This window comes from Streptomyces sp. NPDC059994 (assembly GCF_042737755.1).
Lineage (GTDB): Bacteria > Actinomycetota > Actinomycetes > Streptomycetales > Streptomycetaceae > Streptomyces.
The window spans coordinates 118311-141835 of sequence record NZ_JBHWUR010000003.1 but is presented as its reverse complement, the minus strand read 5'-3'; the positions used below and the strand labels follow the sequence as shown (position 1 = coordinate 141835).

Here is a 23525-nt window from a genome sequence, read left to right as displayed (position 1 = left end):
GCCGCCCACTACCGCTCGCTCGGCCTTGACCTGGTGCCCGGCACCGGCCCGCTCGCGGCCGCCGTGCCCGGCGCCTTCGACGCCTGGATGCTCCTGCTGCGCGACCACGGCACCAAACCGCTCGCCGACGTACTGAAGTACGCCATCGGATACGCCGAGGACGGGCATCCGCCCGTCGAGCGGGTCGGGTCGGGGAGCCCGTGGACGGCGTGCGCGCGCTCTTCGAGAGCGAGTGGCACTCCTCGGCCGCGGTGTATCTGCCGGGCGGCCGCGCCCCGCGCCCGGGGCGGCTGCTGCGCAACCCGGCCCTGGCGCGGACCTGGCGCCGTGTCCTCGCGGAGTCCGCCCCTGCGCGCGCGTCCGCGACCGGCGACGGCCGGGTGCGGCAGATCGAGGCGGCCCGGCGCATCTGGCGCGAGGGGTTACCTCGATGACGCCCGGGGTTGGGACCGTGTTCGCCGATTGTCAGTGGGGCATGTTTTGCTGGACGCATGATCGAAGGGTTGCTCACAGAGTTTCTGGAAGACCGGTCGTCCGACGTCGAAGAGGCGGTCCGCAAGGCGGCGGCCGTCGAGATCATGCCGCGCTTCCGCCAGCTCGCCGCGCACGAGGTCCTGGAGAAGAGCGGCCCGCACGACCTGGTGACGGTCGCCGACCGGCGCGCCGAGGAGTTCCTGACCGAGGCCCTGACCGAGCTGCTGCCCGGCTCGGCCGTCGTCGGCGAGGAGGCCGTCGCGGCCGACCCGTCGGTGTACGACGCACTGGGCGGCGACGCGCCGGTGTGGATCGTCGACCCGGTCGACGGGACCCGCCAGTTCGTGCGCGGCGAGGAGGGCTTCTGCACGCTGGTGGCGCTCGCCCACCACGGCGAGGTGCTGGCGTCGTGGACGTACGGGGCGGCGCTCGACGTCATGGCGGTCGCGGTCCGCGGCCGCGGCGCGACGTTCAACGGCGAGGCGATACGGTCGGGGGCGCCCGCGCCCGGCGCGGTGATCGAGGTCGCCACCTCCCACCCGGACTACACGACGGAGGACCAGAAGCGCGCGCTGCTAGGGCTGCGCACCGACGGCGTCCGCCCGCGCCCGTGCGGCTCGGCCGGGCTCGAATACCTGGCGGTCGCGCGCGGCGAGCTGGACGCGGTCGCGTTCTCCTGGGAACTCGCCTGGGACCATGCGGCGGGCCTGCTCCTGGTGACCGAGGCGGGCGGGGCCCACACGACCGTGACGGGCGAGCCGTTCCGGATAACCGGCGGCAACGCACTGCCGTTCACGGCCGCCCGGGACGCGGCGACGGCGGAGCGGGTGCGGGGGCTGCTGGCGGGGGAGTGAGCGGGCGCGGTCGGGCGCCCGCCCCCGGGTCACCACGCGGCCTCCTGCCGCAACCGTGCCCACCCCGGACCTGATTGTCCGTGGCCCGGAATATGCTGGGTGCCTTGGCCACAAGGGCGTGAGGAGTCCAAGGTGCCGTCGATGCTCGATGCCGTCGTCGTGGGGGCGGGGCCCAATGGACTGACCGCCGCGGTCGAACTGGCCAGGCGCGGTCTGTCCGTTGAGGTCTTCGAGGCCAAGGACACCATCGGGGGCGGCGCCAGGACCGAGGAGCTCACCCTCCCCGGCTTCCGCCACGACCCCTGCTCCGCCGTGCACCCGCTGGGCATCGGCTCCCCGGCCTTCCGCCGGATGCCGCTCGACCGGTACGGGCTGGAGTGGCTGCACCCCGAACTGCCCATGGCGCACCCCTTCGACGACGGCACCGCGGCCGTGCTCGCCCGCTCGGTCGCCGAGACCGCCGCGTCGTTCGGCCCGCGCGACGCGGGCACGTACCGCAGGCTGGTGGCGCCGTACATCGGCAAGTGGGACGTCCTGGCGCGCGACTTCATGTCGCTGCCGCTGAGCGCCCTGCCCCGCGACCCGATCGGCCTCGCGCGCTTCGGCATCGACGGTGTTCCGCCGTACGCCTGGACGATGCGCCGCTTCCGGGACGACCGGGCGCGCGCCCTGATGGCCGGGCTCGTCGGCCATGTCATCGCCCCGCTGACCGGGGTGGCGACCTCCGCGGTCGGCCTGGTCTTCGCGCTCGCCGCGCACGAGAACGGCTGGCCGCTGCCGCGCGGCGGCTCGCAGTCGATCTCGGACGCGCTCGCCGCGTACCTGCGCGACCTGGGCGGCTCGGTCCACACCGGCTTCGAGGTGAAGCGGCTCGACGACCTGCCGCCCGCCCGCGCGTACGTCTTCGACACCTCACCGACCGCGCTCGCCCGGATCGCGGGCCTGGGCCGGGCGTACGAGGGGTACAAGTACGGCGCCGGCGTCTTCAAGATCGACTACGCGCTCGACGGCCCGGTGCCGTGGACCGCGGCCGAGCCGCGCCGGGCCGGTACGGTGCAGATCGGCCCGTCCAGCCGCGAGATCGGCGCCGCGCTGAGCCAGGCGTCCGGGGGCACCGCCCCCGAGACCCCGTTCCTGATCACCGCCCAGCCCAGCCTCGTCGACCCCTCGCGGGCGCCCGAGGGCAAGCACGTGTTCTGGGCGTACGGACACGTGCCGAACGGGTGGGACGGCGACCTCACCGACGCGATCGAGCGCCAGATCGAGCGCTTCGCGCCCGGCTTCCGCGACCGGGTGCTCGCGCGCGCCACGGCGGGGCCGCCGCAGCTCGCGGCGCACAACGCCAACTATGTGGGCGGCGACATCGCGTGCGGCGCGGCGCGCGGGCTCCAGCTGCTGCTGCGGCCCACCCTGTCGCTGTTCCCGTACACGACCCGGCACCCGTCGGTGTTCCTCTGCTCCTCCGCCACCCCGCCCGGCCCCGGGGTGCACGGCATGTCCGGGCACAACGCGGCCAAGGCGGTCTGGCGGGCTCTGCGGAAGGCTGACCGGCGATGAGTGCTTCGCGCCCCCGGATCGTGCTCGTCCGGGGCGACATCACGGACCAGTCCGTGGACGCGGTGGTCAACGCGGCCAACTCCTCGCTGCTGGGCGGGGGCGGGGTCGACGGCGCGATCCACCGCCGGGGCGGGCCGGAGATCCTGGCCGAGTGCCGTCGGCTGCGCGCCTCCCACTACGGCAAGGGACTGCCGACCGGGCGCGCCGTGGCCACGACTGCCGGCCGGCTGTCCGCGCGGTGGGTGATCCACACCGTGGGCCCGGTCTGGCAGCGCGACGAGGACCGCTCGGCCCTGCTCGCCTCCTGCTACCGCGAATCCCTGCGGGTGGCCGGGGAGTTGGGGGCGCGGACGGTGGCGTTCCCGGCGATCTCCACGGGGATTTATGGGTGGCCGTTGGACGACGGGGCGCGCATCGCTGTGCGCACGGTGCGGGAGGCCGCTGCCGCGGCTGGGTCTGTGGAGGAGGTCCGTTTCGTGCTGTTCGACGAGGGGGCGTATCGGGCGTTCGAGGAGGCGGTGGGGTAGGACTGTTCGGCTGCGGGCGGTATGCGGCTGATCGCGCGGTTCCCCGCGCCCCTGGGGGTTGGGCCTCGGGTCGGTCCTGGGGTGCGGCAGTCCCTCCCGGGAGTGGTTGTTCGGCCGCGGGTCGGTGTGGGCTGGTCGCGCGGTTACCCGCGCCCCCTCCCGGGAGTGGTTGTTCGGCTGCGGGCTCTCGTGGGCTGGTCGCGCAGTTCCCCGCGCCCCTGGGGGGCGTGGCTAAAGGGGCTGCAAAGCCCAGGAGCACTTGGTGCCGCCCCTGCGGCCTTCGGTGGCCAGGGATGGCCCCCCGCAGCCTCTCGACGGCCGGGGCTCCGACCCCCATCAGCCTCTCGGTCGCCATGCCCCCAACCCCTTGGGGGCGCGGGGAACTGCGCGATCAGCCCCCACCGGCCCGCAGCCGAAGATGCACCAGGCGACCGCACCCCCAACCCCTTGGGGGTGCGGGGAACTGCGCGATCAGCCACTACCGGCCCGCAGCCGAAGGACCGGCGCAGCCCAGCCCACCGCAGCCCACCGAAGGTAGATGTCGGATTCCTGCCAGCGACACCCCCTCCCCATAGCCGATCCTTGACCCATGAATCCCGCCGCCCCCGCGGCCCCCGCCGCCATGCACACCGATACCGAGCGCTGCGTGCGGGCCGTCCAGTCCAAGGACGCCCGTTTCGACGGGTGGTTCTTCACTGCCGTGCTCACCACCCGTATCTACTGCCGGCCCAGCTGCCCGGTGGTGCCGCCGAAGGTCGAGAACATGACCTTCTATCCGAGCGCCGCCGCCTGCCAGCAGGCCGGGTTCCGGGCCTGCAAGCGGTGCCGTCCGGACACCACGCCCGGCTCGCCGGAGTGGAACGCGCGCGCCGACTCCGTGGCCCGCGCCATGCGGCTCATCCGGGACGGCGTCGTCGACCGCGAGGGCGTGTCCGGGCTCGCCGCGCGGCTCGGCTACAGCGCCCGCCAGATCGAGCGCCAGCTCCGCGCCGAGCTGGGCGCCGGACCCCTCGCCCTGGCCCGTGCCCAGCGCGCCCAGACCGCCCGGATCCTCATCGAGACCACCGCCCTGCCGATGGCCGACGTCGCCTTCGCGGCGGGCTTCGCCTCGGTGCGCACCTTCAACGACACCGTCCGTGAGGTCTTCGCGCTCGCCCCCACCGAGCTGCGCGCCCGCGCCGCGCGGGGCGTCGCCCGCCAGGCCCCGGGCTCGATCGCCCTGCGGCTGCCCTACCGCGCCCCGCTCAACCCGGACAACCTCTTCGGGCATCTGGCCGCCACAGCGGTGCCCGGCGTGGAGGAGTGGCGCGGCGGCGCGTACCGCCGCACGCTCTCCCTGCCGTACGGGCACGGCATCGTCGAACTCATCCCCGGGCCCGACCACATCGGCTGTCTGCTCTCGCTCAGCGATCTGCGCGACCTCACCATCGCCATCAGCCGCTGCCGCTGGATGCTCGATCTCGACGCCGACCCGGTCGCCGTCGACGACCGGCTGCGCGCCGACCCGCTGCTCGCCCCGCTGGTCGACAAGGCTCCCGGCCGCCGGGTGCCGCGTACCGTCGACGCGGCGGAGTTCGCGGTACGGGCGGTGCTCGGCCAGCAGGTCTCCACGGCCGCCGCCCGCACCCACGCGGCCCGCCTGGTGACCGCGCACGGCGAGCCGGTCGAGGACCCGGCGGGCGGCCTCACCCATCTGTTTCCGACATCGCAGGCGCTGGCCGGGCTCGATCCGGAGGCCCTGGCCCTGCCGCGCAGCCGTCGCGCCACCCTCACCACACTGGTCGCGGGCCTGGCCGACGGCAGTATCCCCCTGGGCTTCGACACCGACTGGGACCGGGCGCGGGCCCAGCTCCTGGAGCTGCCGGGCTTCGGCCCCTGGACCGTCGAGGTGATCGCGATGCGGGCGCTCGGCGACCCGGACGCCTTCCTCCCCTCCGACCTGGGAGTGCGCCGCGCGGCCCAGTCGCTCGGCCTGCCCTCCTCGCCCGCCGCCCTCACCGCGAGCGCCGCCGCCTGGCGCCCGTGGCGGGCCTACGCCGTCCAGTACCTCTGGGCCACCGACGACCACCCCATCAACAACCTCCCTGCGTGAGGACGTTCACGATGACCACCACACACACCGTCACCGACAGCCCGTACGGCCCGCTCACCCTCGTCGCCGAGGACGGCGTGCTCAGCCGCCTCTACATGGAGAACCAGCGCCACCGCCCGCCCCAGGAGACGTTCGGCGAACCCGACGACGGCGGCCCGTTCCCCGAGGTGATCCGCCAGCTCGGCGCGTACTTCGCGGGCGAACTCACCGACTTCGACCTGGACCTCGACCTGCGCGGCACCGACTTCCAGCGCGCGGTCTGGGATCAGCTGCGCCACATCCCGTACGGCGAGACCCGCTCGTACGGCGAACTCGCCCAGCTGCTCGGCAACCCCGGCGCCTCCCGCGCCGTGGGCCTGGCCAACGGCAAGAACCCGGTGGGCATCATCGTCCCCTGCCACCGCGTGATCGGCTCCAAGGGAAGCCTGACGGGGTACGGCGGCGGCCTCGACCGCAAGCAGCGGCTGCTGGCCTTCGAGAAGGGGGCGGGGGAGGACGCGCTGTTCTGACCTCACCAGCCGACCGCCCTCAGTCGCCCATGAGCAGCGCGCCCAGGCGCAGGAACGCCTTGTACGTCTCCGGCGCCAGCCACGACAGCTCCACCGTGCTGCCGGTCGTCAGATGGCCGTCGCGGGGGATGGTGAGGACGCCCCGGCAGCGCGAGCTGAGGCTGCGGATGGTGGCCGCGTCCAGGGTCCAGCCGGCGGCCGGGCGGCTGTGGTTGAGGACGACCACGGCCTCCGCCACCAGGTCGGGGCGGCCCAGCGCCACCAGGCGGTCGACGGCCTGCTGGGCCTGGGTGACCCCGGCCGGGTCGGCCCGGGAGACGATCACCACCCGGTTGGCGAGCTCCAGCATCGCCTGCGGGAACCTGTCCGTGTCGGCGAGCGTGATGTCGAAGTACGGCGCCGTCACCTCCGCGACCGTGCGGTACTCCTGGTCCGAGAACTGGCCGGCCGCCGGCGGATGGGACACCGAGTCGTTGGCGAGCACCATCAGCCCGGAGCGGTGCTGGGAGAGGAAGAGGCGCAGCACCTCGAAGCCGGTGACCTCGGGGGCGGAGTGGGCCAGTTCGGCCAGCCGGGCCGCCGTGGCCCGGTAGACCCGGCGCGCGATGTGGATGTGGCTGCCCGCGTGCCGGTCCGTGTCGACGGCGAGCACCCGCTCCTGGCGCTGCTCGGCCAGGATCGCCCCGAGCACGGTGGTGGTCGTGGTGCAGCCCGCCCGGTCCTTGACCCCGAGGACCGCGATCCGCAACGGCTGGCGCAGCGGCGCCCGGATCGCCCGGATCCACTCCTCGCGGACCGAATCGTCCTCCGGGGCGGCCTCGGCGTCGGCCGCGGCCTCGGCGTCGTCCTCCTCGTCCCATTCCACCGGCATGATCATCAGCGCGCCGAACGCCTCGGCCATCTCCCGCGCGGTCGGCCGGGCCTCGGGCTCCTCGTCCACCGAGCGCAGCAGCAGATCGCGCAGACTCTCCTCCAGGCGGCGGAACTCCGGGTGGTGGCGCAGCACGTCGTGCTCGTACCAGCGCCAGTGCCGCCCGGTCACGGCTTCGAGCAGGATGGTGCCGACCGCGTACACATCGCCGGCGGCGATCCGGGACTCGCTCCACGATGTCACCTCGGGCGCCCGGTAGGGCGAGTTGCTGGGCATGACCAGCGAGGACGCGCTGGAGGCGCCGTCGATCCGGGCCGACGCCCAGCTGATGATGTGCAGCGTCCGCTCGGTGACGAGGACCGTCCCGGGCGTGAGCGAACCGTGGACGAGCCCTCTGCGGTGGCAGCGGTTGACCGCCCGCGCCAGGCTCCAGCCCAGCCAGGCGAGGAGCGAGGAGTCGCGCAGCGGCCCGGCGGCCTGGAGCACCGCGCGCAGGGTCGGCGCGGGCAGCCCGGTGCTGAGCGTGTCGAGCCGCAGCGCGATCCAGGGCGTGCTCTCGTCGAGGTCGCTGGCGAGCACCCCCGGCGCGTACACCCCGTCCATCCGCCGCAGCGCCCGGTACTCGGTGGCGAGCAGCTCGCGGGCGACGGGCGGGTCCGAGGTGTGGGCGACCCGCAGCAGCACCTCCTGGCCGTCGATGTCCGCGCCGATGTACGCGACGGGCTTGGTGCCGGTGTCCTGGCGCATCAGCAGCGCGTACGGCCCCAGCCCGTGCAGGTCCTGGAGCCGCAGCGGCAGCCAGGACGGCGCCCTGTCCAGACCGGACGGCAGCCGCACCTCCTCGTACTCGGTGACCGCCGGGGGCGGCGGCACCGACGCCATCGGACGGGCGCCCAGATGCGTCAGCAGCCGGTCCTCCAGCCAGGCGAACGGCCTTGTCCCCGGCAGGAGTTCGCCCGTCCCCGACGGGTGGGCGAGCCAGGCCGGGAAGTCGGGGGAGCGGCCCACCAGCGTGGCCAGGCGGTCGGTCACCGCGCGGGTGGTGCGCAGCAGGTCGATCGGGGAGGCGGTGTCGAGCAGGATCTCCTGGACGCCGTCGAGGAAGCCGAAGCGGCGGTGCTGGGCGGGGAGTCCGGCGCCGGGCGGCTCGGCCTGGCGCATCAGCCCGCCGAGGAACACCTCGGCCAGGTGCGCGGTGTCCGAGTGCCACGGCACGGCTGCCTGTACCAGCCGCATCACCGGCACCGTCAGCGGCGAGATGGCCGCGAGGTGCGCGGCGAGCCGGTACGCCTGCGGGGAGGCCGCGTCCCGGAACCGCAGCACCGCGTCGGCCGGGTCCGTGCCCCGGGTGGCCGCCTCGCCCCGGAGGCCGCGCACGCCCGGCGGCGCGAGCAGCGGCAGCTCCGCGCTGGCCCCGGGCGAGGCCACCAGACGCGCCCAGGTGGCGACGGCCGGGGGATACGGCTCCAGTACGGGGACGGGCACCCCCGGGAAGCGGTCGCCGAGGCCTGGCGGCAGCAGCGGGTCGGTCACCTCCCAGGTGTGGTTGGCCGCGCCGCGCCGCCGCGTCGTCACCGACCACTGCTCCGCGCGGATGCCCGAGGCGTCCCACATGTGGGAGGGCAGCGCGTGCACCACCGCCGTCGGGCCCTGCCGGGCCCAGCGTTCCAGGGCGGTGTGCATCCGCCCGTCCCGCCAGCACGCCCCCACCCCGTCGCTGATCACCAGGACCAGGGTGCGGCCCGACGGGTCGGCGGCGGACGCGGGGGAGAGCAGCGGCCCGCCGGGGTCGAAGGGGCGCACCTTGAGGCCGGGCGCGGTGTCCGAGCGGGCGTCCAGGCCGTGCACCCGGATGTCGCGGAAGGCGCCCAGCCGCTCGAAGACGGACCGCAGTTCGGTGGCGAGCCTGCGCCACAGCAGCATCGAGAGGCCGTCGTCGATGAGCAGGGTGAGATCCAGCCAGCGGCGCCGCGCGGGCCGCAGCACCACGTCGGGCAGGCCGCTCTCGGCCATCGCGGTGGCGGTCGCCTCCTCGTCGAACTCCCAGAAGTGCGAGCCCGGATGGGGCTGCTTCAGCAACCGCAGGGACCGGCTCAGACGCAGCTCCCCGTCGCCGAGCGCCTTCTCCTCGGGCACCCGCACCGGCAGCGCCCCGGCGCCGCGTTCCGGGCCGCGCGGGGAGGCGGTCGCGCCGGTGAACTCGGGGGCGCCGCGGGCGGCCGCCGCCGCGTGCAGGGCGCCCAACAGCTGGGTGGGGAGCGGCGGTTGGGAGCCGGCCCCTTCCTTGGCGTCGCCCTCCCCGAGCCCGGGCGGCACCACCGTGCCTTCGGGCGGTGTCGGCGGCCCCGCCCACGCCCCCGGGCCCGGCTGCCGCACCCGGTCCGGCGCCAGAGCGCTCGCCAGCGGGGCCGCGGCGCCGCTCGGCAGCCGGGCGGCCAGCCACAGCGTGTCCAGGAGCTCGTGCGTGGACAGCTCGTGGCCCACCAGGGCGGCGAGTCCCGCCAGGGCGTCGGAGGGCTCCGCGCGCGGCACGGCTAGACCGATCCGCCCAGCCGGTGGAGCACCGCGTCCAGCAGGCCCTCGGCGTTCAGGTTCACCCCGCCCTTGCGCAGGAACACGGCGTTGAGCAGCTGGTCCGTGGCGAGCTCACCCGGCGCCCGGCGGTTCAGGAACGCGTGCAGCAGGTCGTCGACGCCTTCGAGGGCCCGCTCGCCCAGGTGCGCGGCCACGATGTCCCGCAGCCGCTCCTCGTCCGGATCCGGCAGATCGAGGCGGACGCAGCGCCGCAGGAACGCGGGCGGGAAGTCCCGCTCGCCGTTGCTGGTGATCACCACCACCGGGAACTCGCGGCAGCGCACCACGCCGCGGGTGACCGTGACCCGTCCGCCCTCGGGGTCATGGGTGAGCACCGGCACCTCGGACTGCGCCTCCGGCAGCCGCGACAGCTCGGGGATCTCGAACTCGCCCTCCTCGAACACCGTCAGCAGGTCGTTGGGAAGATCGACGTCTCCCTTGTCGAGTTCGTCGACCAGGAGGACCCGCGGCCGCTCGCGCGGGACGAGCGCGGTGCCCAGCGGCCCCAGGCGGACGAAGGTGCCGATGTCGGGCTCGGGCGCGCCGCGCTCCTGGCGCAGATGGGTCTCGCGCAGCCGCCCGATGGCGTCGTACCCGTACAGCGCGTCCTTGAGCACCGACCGGCTGTTGACCGGCCACTGGAGCACCGGGCCGAGCGACAGCTCGTGCGCGACGGCGTGCGCCAGCGAGGACTTGCCGGTGCCGGGGTGCCCGGTGACCAGGAGCGGGCGGCGCAGATGCAGCGCGGCGCTCACCACGTCGGCCTCGGTGCGGCCGATCAGATACGGGCGGTGGCGCACCCGCGTCCCCGGGGCGCCGTTGGCGAACTGCCGCCATGGCGGCGCCTCGGGGAAGACCACCTCCCGGGCCGTGCGGTCGCCGCGGAAGAGCCGCCACCCGTCGTTCTCCGTCATGTCGCCTGATCCGTTCCTTCCGAGGGGCGGGCGATTCCTTCCGGTCCCAGCGAGGGGTCGGCGAGCTGCAGCTCGTCGGGGAGCGGCAGCCCGGCGTCCTCCCACACCAGCGCCGGCCGTGCGGGCACCTCCGGGTCCATATAGGCGCGGACCCTGAAGTGCCGGACTCTTTCCGGGAGTTCGTCGACGGGGCCGTACGGATTCGCCCCGTCGAGCCGGGCGGCGTCACCCGGCTCCCCGGCCGCGCGGTCCCACAGGACGATCGGCACCCCCATGGCCAGACAGAAGTGCAGCAGCCGCGTCCGGCTGCCGGGGGGCCCGTGCACTATGACGCGGGCGGCGTCGTAGTGGGTTGTCTTGAGCAGCCGGATGAGTTCCATCTCGTCGGATATCCGGTGGTCCGCGACGAGCGGTTCGCTCTGGTGCCGGGCGCCCCAGCGGCGCTTCAGGTCGCCCGCGCCGGTGCGCGAGCGGCGTCTGATCTGCGGGCAGCGCAGTACGAGGTGGAAGTCCTCGCCCAGCGGCGCAGGGAAGAACTCGTCGGCGCTCGCCCCGTCCCACTCGTCCACCGCCAGGTGCAGCGCGTCCGGGGCGACGGACACAGCGACCAGCGCCACGTTCTGCCCGGCGCCCTCCGCGCCCCCGGCCACCTCGCGCACCAGCCGGGCGATCTCCCGCCCGGTGCGCGGCCGTTCGGTGCCGGTGGCGGCGCGGGCGGCCGTGCCGTCGGCGCGCATCCGCCACACCGCGCACCGGTAGCGGTCGGCCGGGTCCTTGGGGTGGCGGCTGAGCTCCACCAGGACGCGGACTCCGGTGCCGGCCGACCGGTTCGACCAGCGCGCCGCGTCCGCCCGGCGCTCGCCCAGGGCCGAGAGGTGGATGCCGAGCCTGGTCGCGACCCGGCCGCTCCAGTCCTGGAGCGCCTCGCAGGCGATGCCTCCGGTCTCCGCGGCCGCGTACTCCACGACCCGCAGCAGGGCGGGCAGCCGGGGCGTCTCGTCCGGCACCGGCGAGCCGTCGCCGGGCCACTCCTCCAGCTCGCGCACCGCGCCCGGCACGTCGTCGGGGTCGAGCCGTGCGGCCGTCAGCGAGCGGGGCAGATCCACATAGGGCAGCGCCGCCGTAGCCGCCCGGGGGAGCAGCCCCGGGTCCTGGCGGGTGAGATGGTCCCACTTCACCAGCAGCGCCCGGTGTTCGGCGACGGAGAGCAGCCCGGCCGCGTCGGTGAGCCGGCCGAGCGCGAGCAGCCGGTCCAGCTGGGCGCGGCCCCGCGCGTCGGTCAGGGACGGGGCGAGCGACTCGGCCAGCGTGGGCAGCGCGCGCTCGACCGTACACAGCAGCACCGCCAGCTCCTCCACCGACGGGGCCGTCCCGTCCGCCCGGGTGCGCAGACCGAGGGCCGCCCCGAGCGCGGTGGAGTGCGCCGCCCGTACGGTCGGATCGCCCAGCAGGGCGTGCAGCGGGCCGGCCATCATGTCCCGCACCGACTCGTCGCCCGCCGCGCCGGCGGGCTCGCCCGCACCCGGTGGCGCCGGGTCCGGGGCCGCCCCGACCCGTAACAGCTCCTGCCGGACCGACTGCCAGGTCAGGCCCCAGCTGCGGCGCACGGTGTGCTGGGTGTCGAAAGACCCGCCCGGCGGGGTGATCCTGCCCATCACCAGCCCCACCGCGGCGCCGTCGGCGGGTGACCACAGGGGCCCGCCGCTGTATCCGTCGTCGACGGCCGCACCGGAGAGCCTGCCGTCGAGATAGCCGATCCGCCCGTCGCACGAGCCGACCTGGACGTCCGCGTACGAGAAGGGCTGGCCGCCGCCGTACCAGGCCCGCACCAGCTGCCCGGCCCGCATGTCCAGCCAGCGCACCGGGCCCACCGGGGGCGGCGGTTCCTCGTCCAGCTCCAGTACGGCCAGGTCGCCGCCCCACTCCAGGGAGCCGTCGGCCACCGGCCCCTGGTGGTGCGCGGCGCGCGGCGGCACCCAGGCCACCAGGCGCGCCTGCCGGGCGTCGGCGGCGCCCGCGGCCAGCGCCGGGAAGGAGACGTCGAGGGTGACCGCGCCCGGGTCGCGCGGGCTCAGCATCCGCAGGCCCAGCGCGGCGTTGACGACGTGTGCGCAGGTCAGCAGTCTGCGGCCGGCGAGATAGACGCCCGCGCCGGCGGTCCGCCCCCGGTCGGCCGAGAGCACCCGCACCAGCGCGCCGCGCGCGTCGGCCGACGGGTCCGCGCCCGGCGCCTTGAACCAGCCCACGGCTCAGTTGCCGCCGTCGGCGCCGTCGGGCCGCAGCTGCCAGGTCGCCGAGACGGTCATGCTGGCCTGGCCGTTGGCGCCCACGATCCCGAGCTTGAGGTCCTGGCCGATCTGGAGGCCGAAGCAGACGTCGAGGGAGTCGGGCGGGTCGGGGATGCCCCGTACGGAGTCGTGCACCTGCTGGAGGAAGGGTCCGAGCGGTCGCAGTACGGCCGCGAGCGTGTCCGTGGCGAGCGCGGCGACCCGCTCGCGGCCGCGCCCGACGGGCGTCGCCCCGCCTACCCCGCCCGGCAGGTCGTCGTCCGCTGCCGGGGCCGTCGTTCTCGGTCCGCCGACGGGCGTGAGCTCGACTCTGACCCGGGCGCCGTCGTCGAGGATGAGTTCCATGTAGTCGTCATGCGGCACGGGGATATTGTGGGGCCAACCGGCTTCGGGGGCAGCATGGTTGACGGAATGCGATGACGTAGATCCAGTGGTCGTCAGCCCACCGTTCGGCCGTTCTCCAGCTCCGCCATACCCGCCCCCGCCGTCAGCACGTCGAGCGCGGCGAGCACCCGGTGGCCCAGCCGGCCCGGCAGATACGCGGTGATCTCCTCGCGCGGTACCAGCCGCCAGTCGAGCAGCTCCTCCTCCTGGAGGCGGATCGCCCTCAGCCGCTCCTCGGGGAGGCCGCCGCCGTCGTACACGTACGCGGCGATCGGTGGCCCGGTCCGGGCCCGGCACCCAGTCGACCGCGAGCAGCCGTCCGGGGCTCACGTCCAGGCCGATCTCCTCCAGCGTCTCGCGCCGGGCGGCCTGGCGGGGGGTCTCGCCCTGGTCGGACTCGATCGTGCCGCCGGGGCGAGCCCCGCCGTGCCGTCGATCGCCCAGGGGGTGGGCGTGCAGTGGAAGAACGAGTACTCCAGGGGCGTGCGCGCCGCGTCGCCGGTCCGGGGCGCCGCGCCACCGGCCGGCGGCGGGGTGAGGTAGTGCGTGAGCGGCTCGCCCACCCCGTGGGACATCAGGCCGATGCCCATGCCCGCGCAGAACATCATCGCGATCCACGCGAGGTCGGTGAACTCGGGCTCGCAGTCGTCGGTGCCGGGCCGGATCCGCCCGTACCGGCTGAGCGCGAGCACCACGCACAGGAGGAGGAACGTCTCGGCGGCGATCACGAACAGCCGGGCGAAGCAGGCGAGCACCCGGGCCAGGGCCGTGGCGGAGGCGCTGTCGAAGGAGTGCTTGCCGAGCGCGGCCCAGGCGAGACGGCCACCACCGCGGCCGGGTCGCCGGGCGGGGCGCCGGAGCCGGAATGGCCGATCGAATCCGTGCTCATGGCGCCCCAGCATGGTTCGCGCTCTGGAGGTTTCGTGGGGTGGCCCGCCGTCCCGCCGTACATGACACCTATGGGCAGGGGCGCGTGCGGCGGATAGGGTCGGAGCGGCGCGACTGCCTGTTCGACAGCAAGGGATTAGCAAGTGACGGACGGAGCAGTTTTCGAAGCCGCGCGCGTGCTGGTGGCGGCGGACAAGTTCAAGGGCTCGCTCACGGCCGTACAGGTCGCGGAGCGGGTGACGGCCGGGCTGCGGCGGGTCGTCCCCGGCCTTGCGGTGGAGACCCTGCCGGTCGCCGACGGCGGCGACGGCACGGTCGCGGCGGCGGTCGCGGCCGGGTTCGCCCGCCGCGAGGCCCGGGTCACCGGCCCGCTCGGCACCCCGGTCACGGCGGCCTTCGCGGTACGGGACGGGGTGGCCGTGGTGGAGATGGCGGAGGCGTCCGGCCTCCAGCACCTCCCCGACGGCGTCTTCGCCCCGCTGACCGCCACCACGTACGGCTCGGGCGAGCTGCTGCTCGCCGCGCTCGACGCGGGCGCGCGCACCATCGTGTTCGGGGTGGGCGGCAGCGCCACCACGGACGGCGGCGCGGGCATGCTCGCGGCGCTCGGCGCCCGCTTCCTGGACGCGGCGGGCGAGCCCGTGGCGCCGGGCGGCGGCCCCCTGGCGACGCTGGCGACGGCGGACCTCTCCGGCCTCGACCCCCGTTTCGCCTCGGTCGGCCTGGTCCTGGCCAGCGACGTGGACAACCCGCTCACGGGGCCCAAGGGGGCGCCCGCGGTGTACGGGCCGCAGAAGGGCGCCACGCCCGAGGACGTGGCGACCCTGGACGCGGCGCTCGGCCATTTCGCCGAGGTCCTGGAGGCGTCCGTGGGCGCCCGTGCGGCCGAGGCGGCCCTCGCCCCGGGCGCCGGCGCGGCGGGCGGCATCGGCTACGGCGCGCTGGTCGCCCTGGGGGCCACGTTCCGGCCGGGTATCGAGGTCATGCTGGACGTCCTCGGCTTCGCCCCGGCCCTGGCCCGGGCCACCCTGGTGATCACCGGCGAGGGCTCGCTCGACGAGCAGACCCTGCACGGCAAGGCTCCGGCGGGCGTGGCGGCGGCGGCCCGGGCGGCCGGCATCGAGGTGGTCGCGGTCTGCGGCCGCCTGGCCCTGCTCCCGGAGGCCCTCGGCACGGCGGGCATCCGCCGGGCGTACCCCCTCACGGCCCTGGAGCCGGACCCGGCGCGCTGCATGGCGCAGGCGGGGCCGCTGCTGGAGCGCGTGGCGGAGCAGATCGCGAAGGACTTCCTGAGCTGAGCGGACGCCTGCGGACCGTAGCGGGTTGCTCGCGCGGTTCCCCGCGTCCCCTGAGGCATGCCGGCCAGCCCGGTCCCCCCTAGGGGCGCGGGGAACCGCGCGCTCGGCCACGCACGGTCCGCGGCCGCAAGGGCTGTTCTTCGTCCGCCGCCCGGTGGGGGCTGGTCGCGCGGTTCCCCGCGCCCCTGGTGGGCACCCCAGCCGTCCGGCACGGCAAGAAGGGCCCCGGACCAAGTGGTCCGGGGCCCTTCAGGTACAGGCACAACGCGAAGCGCTACGGCAGCTGGGCCGCCCGCGCCTCACGGCGGTTGTCGCGGATCGAGTTCACCCGGCGGGCCGTGGCGAACAGGGGGATCACCGCGCCCAGCACGACCTGCAGCACGCAGCCCGTCTGGAGGAGCAGCTGGCCGCCCGGCGCGTCGAACGCCCACGCCGCGAGCAGCCCCATCGCGCCCACGATCCAGCTGAGCATGGCCACCGCGAGGATGCCCCGCGGCTTCGGGTACTCGACCCGGCTGACCATCAGCCACGCCACCCCGATGACGGCGAGCAGCGTCGGGACGAACGGCAGCTCCAGGAGCACGATCGAGACGACCGTGAGCGCGCCGAAGGGGCTCGGCATGCCCTGGAACATTCCGTCCTTCATCGTCACGCAGGAGAACCGCGCGAGTCTGAGCACCACCGCGAGCAGCACCGTGATCGCCGCCACGGCCGCGACCCGCTGGTGCGCGTCGTCGGCGACCATGCCGTACACGAGGACGAAGTACGCCGGGGCGAGCCCGAAGCTGATCAGGTCCGAGAGGTTGTCCAGCTCGGCGCCCATCGGCGAGCTGCGCAGCTTCCGCGCGACCAGGCCGTCGCAGAGGTCGAAGATCGCCGCGAGCAGCATCAGGATCACGGCGGTCGCTGCGGAGTGCCGCGCCATGCCGGTCTCGGAGCTGCCCGACAGGTGCGGGATGAGGATTCCGGTGGTGGTGAAGTACACCGCCATGAACCCGCAGGTCGCGTTGCCGAGCGTCAGGGTGTCCGCTATCGACAGCCGCAGGGAGAGGGGCATCTCCTCCGCGTCGTCGTCGGCGTCCGCGCCCGGCACCCAGTCGGTCTGGGTGTCCGGATCAATCACGGTCAATTCGAGTCACCCCCGCAGTGGTCTTCTGCCCGACCTCGACAGCGACCTCGACCCCCTCCGGAAGATAGATGTCGACCCGGGAGCCGAACCGGATGAGACCGATGCGCTCGCCCTGCTCCACCTTGGTGCCCTGGGGGATGTAGGGGACGATCCGCCGCGCCACCGCACCCGCGATCTGCACCATCTCGATGTCACCGAGCTCGGTGTCGAAGTGCCAGACAACGCGCTCGTTGTTCTCGCTCTCCTTGTTGAACGCCGGAACGAACCCGCCGGGCACGTGCTCGACGGACGTCACCGTGCCGGCCAGGGGCGCACGGTTGACGTGGACGTTCAGCGGGCTCATGAAGATCGCGACGCGGGTACGCCCGTCCTTCCACGGCATGATGCTCTGCACCACGCCGTCGGCGGGGGAGATGACCCGCCCGGTAGCGATCTCGCGCTCGGGGTCGCGGAAGAACCACAGCATGCCCGCCGCGAGCGCGGTGGCGGGTACGGCCACGGCCTTGGCGGCGCCGGAGCGGCGCGCGCGGGCGAGGCTGAGGGCTGCGGTGGCGACGGTCGGCAGAAGCCACGGCGATGCTCCGCGAGCAAGACGTCCCTGGAGGAAACCGTCGCGAGATGCAGAGGTTTGGCTGTGGGGCATGGATGACCTTCGTAGCGGATGATGCCGCGCTGGCAAGTGGGGGACGGCGGCTGGTTTACCAGCGATGCTATCGGTTGCGAGCCGCAACTGGGAAAGCCAGAAGCCGAGTCGGTCGGCCGGAAGCCCTCAGGAAACGCCTACAGGGTGTGATGTTCTTCGCGGCCGAACCGACCTAAAAGCGGCAATCAACCCTGGAATCGGTACTCCTCAAGAAGCCGACGCCCAATGATCATTTTTTGGATCTCGGCGGTACCTTCACCGATGAGCAGCATCGGCGCCTCGCGGTACAGGCGCTCGATCTCGTACTCCTTCGAGAAGCCGTAGCCACCGTGGATACGGAAGGCGTCCTCCACGACCTCCTTGCAGTACTCGGAGGCGAGGTACTTCGCCATCCCTGCCTCAAGGTCGTTTCGTTCCCCGGAGTCCTTTTTGCGTGCTGCGTTGACCATCATGGCATGAGCGGCCTCGACCTTGGTAGCCATCTCGGCCAGCTTGAACTGAATGGCCTGGTGCTGGGCGATCGCTTTGCCGAAAGTGTGACGTTGCTGGGCATACGAGACACCCAGTTCGAATGCACGCTGAGCGACGCCACAGCCACGCGCCGCGACGTTCACACGGCCGACCTCGACTCCGTCCATCATTTGGTAAAACCCTCGGCCGGTGACCCCGCCGAGGACCCGATTGGCCGGAATGCGCAGTCCGTCCATGATGAGTTCGGTCGTGTCGACGCCCTTGTAACCCATCTTGTCGATCTTGCCGGGGATGGTCAGACCGGGCCGGACCTCGCCGAAGCCGGGCTCCTTCTCCACCAGGAAGGTCGTCATCGACTTGTGGGGGGCGGTGCCCTCCGGGTGTCCTTCGTCACTCCGGCACAGAACGGCGACGAGCGATGACGTTCCGCCATTGGTCAGCCACATCTTCTGGCCGTTCAGGACGTACTCGTCGCCGTCCCTGACGCCCTTGGACGTGATCGCCGACACATCCGAGCCGAGCGCCGGCTCCGACATCGAGAACGCGCCGCGCACCTCGCCCAGGGCCATCCGGGGCAGGAAGGTGTCCTTCTGCTCCTGGGTGCCGTGCTGCTTGAGCATGTACGCCACGATGAAGTGCGTGTTGATGATGCCGGAGACCGACATCCAGCCACGCGCGATCTCCTCGACGCACAGCGCGTACGTCAGGAGCGACTCGCCCAGACCGCCGTACTCCTCGGGGATCATCAGCCCGAACAGGCCGAGCTCCTTGAGGCCTTCGACGATCTGCGTCGGGTACTCGTCCTTGTGCTCCAGCTGCGTCGCGACCGGAATGATCTCCTTGTCGACGAAGTCCCGGACGGTGGCCAGGATTTCCTGCTGGACGTCGGTCAGACCGGCGGTCTGCGCGAGACGGGCCATGGCTACTTCTCCTGCTCACTCTTTGAGATGTCCAGCAGCTCGGGGCGGCCGGGCTGCTCGCCGCCCCGCTCCTTGATGTACGTCTCGGTGGGGACCATCACCTTGCGGCGGAACACGCACACCAGCGTGCCGTCCTGCTTGTAGCCCTTGGTCTCGACGTAGACGATCCCGCGGTCCGACTTGGACTTGGAGGGCGTCTTGTCGAGGACCTTCGTCTCGCCGTAGATGGTGTCGCCGTGGAAGGTCGGCGCCACGTGCTTGAGCGACTCGACCTCCAGGTTGGCGATCGCCTTGCCGGACACGTCCGGCACGCTCATACCGAGCAGCAGCGAGTAGATGTAGTTGCCCACGACGACGTTCCTGCCGAAGTCGGTCGTCTTCTCCGCATAGTTGGTGTCCATGTGGAGCGGGTGGTGGTTCATGGTGAGCAGACAGAACAGGTGGTCGTCGTACTCGGTCACCGTCTTCCCGGGCCAGTGCTTGTACACGTCCCCGACGGTGAACTCTTCGTAGGTGCGGCCGAACTGCATGGTGTTACGCCTCCGGGATCTCGAACTTCGACGTGCGCTGCATACCGGCCGCCCGGCCCTTGCCCGAGATGACCAGCGCCATCTTGCGGCTTGCCTCGTCGATCATCTCGTCGCCGAGCATCGCCGAGCCCTTCTTGCCGCCGGCCTCGGAGGTGAAGTACTCGTACGCGTCGAGGATGAGCTCGGAGTGGTCGTAGTCCTCCTGCGAGGGCGAGAAGACCTCGTTGGCCGCCTCGACCTGGCCGGGGTGCAGCACCCACTTGCCGTCGAAGCCGAGGGCGGCGGCGCGCTGGGCGACCGCCTTGTAGCCGTCGATGTTCTTGATCTGGAGGTAGGGGCCGTCGATCGCCTGGAGGTTGTTGGCGCGGGCGGCCATCAGGATCTTCATCAGGATGAAGTGGTAGGCGTCCGCCGGGTAACCGGGCGGCTGCTCGCCCACGACCAGCGACTTCATGTTGATCGACGCCATGAAGTCGGCCGGGCCGAAGATGATCGTCTCGACGCGCTGGGAGGCCGTCGCGATCTCGTTGACGTTGTTCAGACCCTGGGCGTTCTCGATCTGCGCCTCGATGCCGATCTTGCCGACCTCGAAGCCCATCGTCTTCTCGATCTGGGTGAGCAGCAGGTCCAGCGCGACGATCTGCTCGGCGGTCTGCACCTTCGGCAGCATGATGCAGTCCAGGTTCTGCCCCGCGCCCTCGACGACCGTCACGACATCGCGGTACGTCCACTCGGTCGTCCAGTCGTTGACCCGCACGACCCGGGTCTTGCCGGTCCAGTCGCCCTCGTTCAGGAACTTGACGATGGTGTGCCGGGCCTCCGGCTTGGCGAGCGGCGCACAGGCGTCCTCCAGGTCCAGGAAGACCTGGTCGGCGGGGAGTCCCTGCGCCTTCTCCAGGAAGCGCGGGTTCGAGCCCGGAACGGCGAGGCACGAACGGCGCGGGCGGAGACGGTTGACGGTCATGCGGGGACCTCCAGAGGGTCGAGCTTGTTCGCTTTCCGGATCTCGTCGACGATACGGCCGATGATCTCCGTGATACCGAAGTCCTTCGGGGTGAATACGGCGGCCACACCCGCCTTGCACAGCTCCTCGGCGTCCGCCGGCGGGATGATCCCCCCGACGATCACCGGGATGTCGTGGGCGCCGGCCTCGCGCAGCCGCCCCAGCACGTCCGGGACCAGCTCGGCGTGCGAGCCGGACAGGATCGAGAGGCCCACGCAGTGCACATCCTCCGCCAGGGCGGCGTTGACGATCTGCTCGGGGGTCAGCCGGATCCCCTGGTAGACCACCTCGAAACCGGCGTCACGCGCGCGTACGGCGATCTGCTCGGCCCCGTTGGAGTGCCCGTCGAGCCCCGGCTTGCCCACCAGCAGCCGCAGCCGGCCCGCTCCCAGCTCATCGGCCGTACGGGTGACCTTCTCGCGCACCAGCGCCAGCGGCGTGCCCGCCTCGGCCGGGACCGCGACCGGGGCCGAGGAGACCCCGGTCGGTGCCCGGAACTCGCCGAAGACATCGCGCAGCGCCCATGACCACTCGCCCGTGGTGACGCCCGCGCGGACGCACTCCAGGGTCGCGGCCATCAGGTTCTCGGACCCGGCGGCCGCCTTCTTCAGGGCCGCCAGCGCCTCCGACGCCCGGGTCTCGTCCCGGTTGTCGCGCCACTCGTGGAGCTTGGCCACCACCCGCGCCTCGTTCGCCGGGTCGACCGTCATGATCGCGGTGTCCAGGTCGGAGGTGAGCGGACTGGGCTCGGTCGACTGGTAGCAGTTGACGCCGATGATCTTCTCCTCGCCGCCCTCGATGCGCGCCCGGCGCTCGGCGTGCGAGGAGACCAGCTGCGACTTGAGGTAGCCGGACTCGACGGCCGCCATCGCGCCGCCCATCTGCTGGATCCGGTCGATCTCGGCCAGGCACTCCTCGACCAGCGAGTCCACCTTGGCCTCGACGACGTGCGACCCGGCGAAGATGTCCTCGTACTCCAGGAGGTCGCTCTCATGCGCCAGGACCTGCTGGATCCGCAGCGACCACTGCTGGTCCCAGGGGCGCGGCAGGCCGAGCGCCTCGTTCCAGGCGGGGAGCTGGACGGCCCGCGCGCGGGCGTCCTTCGACAGCGTCACGGCCAGCATTTCGAGCACGATCCGCTGGACGTTGTTCTCCGGCTGCGCCTCGGTCAGACCCAGCGAGTTGACCTGGACGCCGTAGCGGAAGCGGCGCTGCTTGGCGTCCTCGATGCCGTACCGCTCGCGCGTCACCTTGTCCCAGATGCGGCCGAACGCCCGCATCTTGCACATCTCCTCGATGAACCGGACACCCGCGTTCACGAAGAACGAGATCCGCGCGACCACCTCGCCCTTGCGGTCCTCGGGGATCTGCCCGGACGCGAACACCGCGTCGAGCACGGCGATCGCGGTGGACATCGCGTACGAGATCTCCTGGACCGGGGTGGCCCCCGCCTCCTGGAGGTGGTAGCTGCAGATGTTGATCGGGTTCCACTTGGGGATGTGGTTGACCGTGTACGTGATCATGTCGGTGGTCAGCCGCAGCGACGGACCGGGCGGGAAGACGTGCGTCCCGCGCGACAGGTACTCCTTGACGATGTCGTTCTGCGTCGTGCCCTGCAGCCGGGTGATGTCGGCGCCTTGCTCCTCGGCGACCACCTGGTACATGGCCAGCAGCCACATCGCGGTGGCGTTGATGGTCATCGAGGTGTTCATCTGCTCCAGGGGGATGTCCTGGAACAGCCGGCGCATGTCACCGAGATGGGACACCGGGACCCCGACCCGGCCCACCTCGCCGCGGGCGAGGATGTGGTCCGGGTCGTAGCCGGTCTGCGTCGGCAGGTCGAAGGCGACCGACAGGCCGGTCTGGCCCTTGGCGAGGTTGCGCCGGTAGAGCTCGTTGGACGCCTCGGCGGTCGAGTGACCGGCGTACGTCCGCATGAGCCAGGGCCGGTCCTTCTGACGCTCAGTCATATGTCGCTCCGTGCTCAGATGTTGCGGAAGCGGTTGATGGCGTCGAGGTGCTTGGCGCGGAGTTCGTGGTCGCGGATGCCGAGGCCCTCACGGGGGGCGAGGGCGAGGACGCCGACCTTGCCCTGGTGGAGGTTGCGGTGGACGTCGTAGGCGGCCTGCCCGGTCTCCTCCAGGGAGTACACCTTGGAGAGGGTGGGGTGGATCTTGCCCTTGGCGATGAGGCGGTTGGCCTCCCAGGCCTCGCGGTAGTTGGCGAAGTGGGAGCCGATGATGCGCTTCAGGGACATCCACAGGTAGCGGTTGTCGTACTCGTGCATGTAGCCCGAGGTGGAGGCGCAGGTGGTGATGGTGCCGCCCTTGCGCGTGACGTAGACGCTCGCACCGAAGGTCTCGCGGCCGGGGTGCTCGAAGACGATGTCGATGTCCTCGCCGCCGGTGAGTTCGCGGATGCGCTTGCCGAAGCGCTTCCACTCCTTCGGGTCCTGGGTGTGCTCGTCCTTCCAGAACTTGTAGCCCTCGGCGTTGCGGTCGATGACGGCCTCGGCGCCCATGGCGCGGCAGATGTCGGCCTTCTCGGGGCTGGAGACCACGCAGATCGGGTTGGCGCCGCCGGCCAGCGCGAACTGCGTGGCGTACGAGCCGAGTCCGCCGCTGGCGCCCCAGATCAGGACGTTGTCGCCCTGCTTCATCCCGGCGCCGTTACGGGAGACGAGCTGGCGGTAGGCGGTGGAGTTCACAAGCCCGGGCGAGGCCGCCTCCTCCCAGCTCAGGTGGTCCGGCTTCGGCATCAGCTGGTTCGACTTGACCAGCGCGATCTCGGCGAGGCCGCCGAAGTTCGTCTCGAAGCCCCAGATCCGCTGCTCGGGGTCGAGCATCGTGTCGTTGTGGCCGTCGGAGGACTCCAGCTCCACCGACAGACAGTGCGCGACGACCTCGTCGCCCGGCTTCCACGCGTTCACGCCCGGGCCGGTGCGCAGGACCACGCCCGCGAGGTCCGAGCCGATGACGTGGTACGGCAGGTCATGGCGCTTGGTCAGCTCGCTGAGCCTGCCGTAGCGCTCCAGGAACCCGAACGTGGAGACCGGCTCGAAGATCGACGTCCACACCGAGTTGTAGTTGACCGAGGAGGCCATCACGGCCACCAGGGCCTCGCCGGGGCCGAGTTCGGGCACCGGCACCTCGTCGAGGTGTATCGACTTGCGCGGGTCCTTGTCCCGGGTGGCGAGCCCGGCGAACATCTCCGTCTCGTCCTTGTGCACGGTGATCGCGCGGTACGACTCGGGGATGGGCAGAGCCGCGATGTCTGCGGCGGTGCTGTCCTGCGACTGAATCGCGTCCAGGATTTCCTTCACGGTGTTGCCTCCGGCGAAGCGCGTTGGGAACGCTGAGGGGACTGCTGCTGTGGAGGTGTGCCGTCGGTTCGGCGGTACTACGGGATCGGCGGCGCCTGGTGGGCGCGGGAGGGTGCCTGTGACGCAGGCGTCCGGGCGCGCTCGCTGGGGAAGCTTGCGGGGACAGCCGGCGTACGAAAGGTCTCTGCACGCCGGCCGCCCGGACAACATCAACGTATGGCACGCGGTGCCAGTCGGCAAGACACTGCGTGCCAACAATTTCTCTCAATTGCGTAAT

At 72.6% G+C, this 23525-nt stretch carries 17 protein-coding genes and 3 pseudogenes; 7 read left to right on the top strand and 13 right to left on the bottom strand.

The window, feature by feature from the left end; genetic code table 11:
- Positions 1-3 precede the first annotated feature (3 nt).
- The 6 genes and pseudogenes from ACFWA7_RS03305 to ACFWA7_RS03280 form a co-directional block, all read left to right on the top strand.
- Positions 4-422 (top strand): annotated as a pseudogene (locus ACFWA7_RS03305) (gamma-glutamyltransferase); the annotation flags it as partial.
- A gap of 69 nt (positions 423-491) precedes the next feature.
- The gene (locus ACFWA7_RS03300) at positions 492-1328 is read left to right on the top strand and encodes an inositol monophosphatase family protein (protein WP_385539518.1); all 837 of its coding nucleotides are present in this window, start codon (positions 492-494) and stop codon (positions 1326-1328) included.
- Between the two features lie 141 nt (positions 1329-1469).
- Positions 1470-2885: a phytoene desaturase family protein gene (locus tag ACFWA7_RS03295; RefSeq protein WP_385820545.1), complete on the top strand. Its 1416-nt coding sequence runs from the start codon at positions 1470-1472 to the stop codon at positions 2883-2885.
- Positions 2882-3412 carry an O-acetyl-ADP-ribose deacetylase gene (locus tag ACFWA7_RS03290; RefSeq protein ID WP_385820543.1) on the top strand — a complete coding sequence of 177 codons (531 nt, stop codon included), beginning with the start codon at positions 2882-2884 and terminating at the stop codon, positions 3410-3412. The genes ACFWA7_RS03295 and ACFWA7_RS03290 overlap by 4 nt, the downstream gene beginning before the upstream one ends.
- 622 nt (positions 3413-4034) lie before the next feature.
- Positions 4035-5504 carry a DNA-3-methyladenine glycosylase 2 family protein gene (locus ACFWA7_RS03285; protein WP_385820614.1) on the top strand — a complete coding sequence of 490 codons (1470 nt, stop codon included), beginning with the start codon at positions 4035-4037 and terminating at the stop codon, positions 5502-5504.
- Between the two features lie 11 nt (positions 5505-5515).
- Complete coding sequence (locus ACFWA7_RS03280) at positions 5516-6013, top strand: methylated-DNA--[protein]-cysteine S-methyltransferase (protein WP_385820541.1); 498 nt, start codon at positions 5516-5518, stop codon at positions 6011-6013.
- 19 nt (positions 6014-6032) lie between these two features.
- Here the strand turns inward: ACFWA7_RS03280 and ACFWA7_RS03275 are convergent, their stop codons facing one another.
- From ACFWA7_RS03275 to ACFWA7_RS03250, 6 genes and pseudogenes are all read right to left on the bottom strand, one after another.
- A complete protein-coding gene (locus tag ACFWA7_RS03275; RefSeq protein ID WP_385820539.1) occupies positions 6033-9416 on the bottom strand; it encodes an SAV_2336 N-terminal domain-related protein in 3384 nt (1127 codons plus the stop codon).
- Positions 9417-9418: 2 nt separating this feature from the next.
- Complete coding sequence (locus ACFWA7_RS03270) at positions 9419-10372, bottom strand: AAA family ATPase (RefSeq protein WP_385820537.1); 954 nt, start codon at positions 10370-10372, stop codon at positions 9419-9421.
- Positions 10369-12618 carry a trypsin-like peptidase domain-containing protein gene (locus ACFWA7_RS03265; protein ID WP_385539528.1) on the bottom strand — a complete coding sequence of 750 codons (2250 nt, stop codon included), beginning with the start codon at positions 12616-12618 and terminating at the stop codon, positions 10369-10371. Before ACFWA7_RS03265 ends, ACFWA7_RS03270 begins: the two co-directional genes overlap by 4 nt.
- A gap of 3 nt (positions 12619-12621) precedes the next feature.
- Positions 12622-13023 carry a CU044_2847 family protein gene (locus ACFWA7_RS03260; RefSeq protein WP_385539530.1) on the bottom strand — a complete coding sequence of 134 codons (402 nt, stop codon included), beginning with the start codon at positions 13021-13023 and terminating at the stop codon, positions 12622-12624.
- Positions 13024-13097: 74 nt separating this feature from the next.
- Positions 13098-13476: pseudogene (locus ACFWA7_RS03255) on the bottom strand (NUDIX domain-containing protein); the annotation flags it as partial.
- Positions 13452-13868 (bottom strand): annotated as a pseudogene (locus ACFWA7_RS03250) (BCCT family transporter); the annotation flags it as partial. The pseudogenes ACFWA7_RS03255 and ACFWA7_RS03250, both read right to left, overlap by 25 nt.
- Positions 13869-14075: 207 nt before the next feature.
- Here ACFWA7_RS03250 and ACFWA7_RS03245 point away from each other — a divergent pair.
- Complete coding sequence (locus ACFWA7_RS03245) at positions 14076-15230, top strand: glycerate kinase (RefSeq protein WP_385820535.1); 1155 nt, start codon at positions 14076-14078, stop codon at positions 15228-15230.
- A gap of 274 nt (positions 15231-15504) precedes the next feature.
- Here ACFWA7_RS03245 and pssA read toward each other — a convergent pair whose 3' ends face one another.
- The 7 genes from pssA to ccrA all read right to left on the bottom strand — a co-directional run bounded on the left by pssA (position 15505) and on the right by ccrA (position 23248).
- Positions 15505-16359, bottom strand: coding sequence for a CDP-diacylglycerol--serine O-phosphatidyltransferase (gene pssA / locus ACFWA7_RS03240; RefSeq protein WP_385533103.1), 855 nt, complete (start codon positions 16357-16359; stop codon positions 15505-15507).
- Complete coding sequence (locus ACFWA7_RS03235) at positions 16346-17002, bottom strand: phosphatidylserine decarboxylase (RefSeq protein ID WP_067166206.1); 657 nt, start codon at positions 17000-17002, stop codon at positions 16346-16348. The genes pssA and ACFWA7_RS03235 overlap by 14 nt, the downstream gene beginning before the upstream one ends.
- A gap of 185 nt (positions 17003-17187) precedes the next feature.
- Positions 17188-18393, bottom strand: coding sequence for an acyl-CoA dehydrogenase family protein (locus tag ACFWA7_RS03230; protein ID WP_188272373.1), 1206 nt, complete (start codon positions 18391-18393; stop codon positions 17188-17190).
- Positions 18394-18395: 2 nt separating this feature from the next.
- A complete protein-coding gene (locus ACFWA7_RS03225) occupies positions 18396-18923 on the bottom strand; it encodes a MaoC family dehydratase (RefSeq protein ID WP_385533108.1) in 528 nt (175 codons plus the stop codon).
- Positions 18924-18927: 4 nt separating this feature from the next.
- Positions 18928-19887 carry an HpcH/HpaI aldolase/citrate lyase family protein gene (locus tag ACFWA7_RS03220; protein ID WP_385533111.1) on the bottom strand — a complete coding sequence of 320 codons (960 nt, stop codon included), beginning with the start codon at positions 19885-19887 and terminating at the stop codon, positions 18928-18930.
- A complete protein-coding gene (locus ACFWA7_RS03215) occupies positions 19884-21896 on the bottom strand; it encodes a protein meaA (protein ID WP_385820533.1) in 2013 nt (670 codons plus the stop codon). Before ACFWA7_RS03215 ends, ACFWA7_RS03220 begins: the two co-directional genes overlap by 4 nt.
- 14 nt (positions 21897-21910) lie before the next feature.
- Positions 21911-23248, bottom strand: coding sequence for a crotonyl-CoA carboxylase/reductase (ccrA, locus tag ACFWA7_RS03210; RefSeq protein WP_385533116.1), 1338 nt, complete (start codon positions 23246-23248; stop codon positions 21911-21913).
- Between the last annotated feature and the right edge of the window lie 277 nt (positions 23249-23525).